General features: G+C 38.5%; 3 protein-coding genes. 1 reads left to right on the plus strand and 2 read right to left on the minus strand.

From position 1 onward, the window contains the following. Positions 1-44 precede the first annotated feature (44 nt). Both HMPREF9088_RS07005 and HMPREF9088_RS07010 read right to left on the minus strand, forming a co-directional pair. Complete coding sequence (locus HMPREF9088_RS07005) at positions 45-989, minus strand: NADP-dependent oxidoreductase (RefSeq protein WP_007208480.1); 945 nt, start codon at positions 987-989, stop codon at positions 45-47. 24 nt (positions 990-1,013) lie between these two features. Next, a complete protein-coding gene (locus tag HMPREF9088_RS07010) occupies positions 1,014-1,427 on the minus strand; it encodes an Ohr family peroxiredoxin (protein ID WP_040366739.1) in 414 nt (137 codons plus the stop codon). A gap of 120 nt (positions 1,428-1,547) precedes the next feature. Here HMPREF9088_RS07010 and HMPREF9088_RS07015 point away from each other — a divergent pair, with 120 nt between their 5' ends. Continuing rightward, complete coding sequence (locus tag HMPREF9088_RS07015; protein WP_007208482.1) at positions 1,548-1,982, plus strand: MarR family winged helix-turn-helix transcriptional regulator; 435 nt, start codon at positions 1,548-1,550, stop codon at positions 1,980-1,982. Positions 1,983-2,122 lie beyond the last annotated feature (140 nt).

The following is a 2,122-nucleotide window of genomic DNA, read 5'->3' on the forward strand; positions in this document are numbered from 1 at the left end:
GACAAAGAGCCAAAAAGGATAGCTAGAGCTTTTTTACCTATATTTTATTCATTTATCAATACGATTTTTCCTACTGCATGGTGCGTTTCACTGAGTTCATGTGCAGCATAAATCCCCGCTTGGTTCAGCGGAAATTCAGCGCCAATCACGCTTTTTAGTTTCTTTTCAGCCATTAGCTTAACTAAGGATGCTAATTCTTCGCCATTTGGTTGCAGCCAGATAGCCTCAGCATGAATCCCTTTTTCTTGAATCCGTGGATCTTCGTCTATCGAAAGAATACTGATTAAACGTCCTTCAGGCTTCAGTACAGTGATGCTTTTTCGTTGTACCTCTCCTGCCATTGTGTCAAGAACCAAATCAATCTCACTTAAAGTAGTCTCAAAATCAGTCGTATGATAATCAATCACTTCATCGGCACCTAATTCTTTTAATAGCTGATGGTTTTTCGGACTAGCCGTAGTAATTACATAGGCGCCAGCTTCTTTCGCTAATTGAATCGCATATGTTCCCACGCCACCAGCGCCAGCATGAACGAGCACCTTTTGTCCTGCTTGAAGTTTTCCATGGGTAAATAGTGCTTGATAAGCGGTCAAACCAGCTAAAGGTAGTGCACCTGCATCTTTAAATGATACTTCTTCCGGTAATTTTGCTAGAAGATGATCATCAACAATTGTATGCTCTGCATACGTACCAAACCGAGTCGTATCTGGTCTAGCCGCAACCCGATCACCAACTTTCCAGTCAGAAACCTGTGAACCTACCTCTTCAATGATACCTGCAACATCCCAGCCTAAAATAATCGGGAATTCCCATGGCATCATTTGTTGCAAATATCCTTCACGTAACTTCCAATCAATTGGATTTACCGAAGTTGCTTTTACTTTAACCAACACTTGATGAGCGGATAACTCAGGTAACGTCACCGTTGCATCTGTCAGTTGTTCTTTCCCACCGTATTGATTAATTACGACTGCTTTTGTCTTTGTCATCTTGCTTCATCCTTTCGAATAAAATTAGATTGCTTTTACTGATACTTCAATGTTTCCACGAGTTGCACGAGAATAAGGGCATGTTTGGTGTGCGATTTCTAATAATTCTTGGCTTTTTTCTAACGTAATTCCTTCAATGTGGCCTTCGATTTCAACACCTAATTGAACATCAGGTAATGCAGTTTGGCTTAAATTGTATAGTGAAACAGTTACTTCAATAGTTGATTCACCATCCACTTGCGCTTGTTTTTTCACATAATCCAACGCACTGTTAAAACAAGCACTGTATCCAGCTGCAAATAATTGTTCTGGGTTTGTCGCACCTGCTACTCTGCGTCCTGGAGCAGCGATTGGCATTTCAAACGAATGATCAGGAGAATGAACCTCACCGTTACGTCCGCCTGTATTAATCATTTTTGTTGAAAAAACTTTTTTCATATCTATTCCTACTTTCTGACATTTGTTTGTTTTTATCTTACGAAATACATTGTACACAATTTAATTGTATTTGAGAAATAATTTGTTTCTGTTAAAATAAAAAGAAAGGAGTTGCTTCAAATGAACACAAATGACAATCCATTACAAAATGAATTATGTTTTCAACTTTATGTCGCTTCAAAAGAAATCATTCGCATGTACAAACCTTTCTTAGATGAAGTCGACTTGACCTACACAGGCTTTATTACACTAACGGCTATCGAGGACAATTTATCTGTAAAACAACTTGGTGAGCGATTATTTCTAGATTCGGGCACGCTAAGCCCTTTATTAAAAAAAATGGAAAAACAAGGACTGTTGCGTCGCACACGAGCTAGCACCGACGAACGGCAATTGGTTATTCAACTGACCGATAAAGGAAAATCACTGCAAGAAAAACTTCCTTGCATTTCACATGATGTCTACCAATCAATAACCAAATCAAGTGAATCTGGTGTATATGGCAATCTGATTTCACAATTAATTCAGCTAAACCAAAACTTCCGTGAGGTTTAATCGACAAAAATAAGACTGAATTTGCTAGCGCCGATTGTAAAATTAAGCTAGACAAATAAAAAAGTCATTTGTGCTACACTCAAGATAGTTCCCGCAAAAGAATTATAAGGAGTGAAGACAAATGACCTATACCTATACTT

The organism is Enterococcus italicus DSM 15952 (genome assembly GCF_000185365.1).
Lineage (GTDB): Bacteria > Bacillota > Bacilli > Lactobacillales > Enterococcaceae > Enterococcus_G > Enterococcus_G italicus.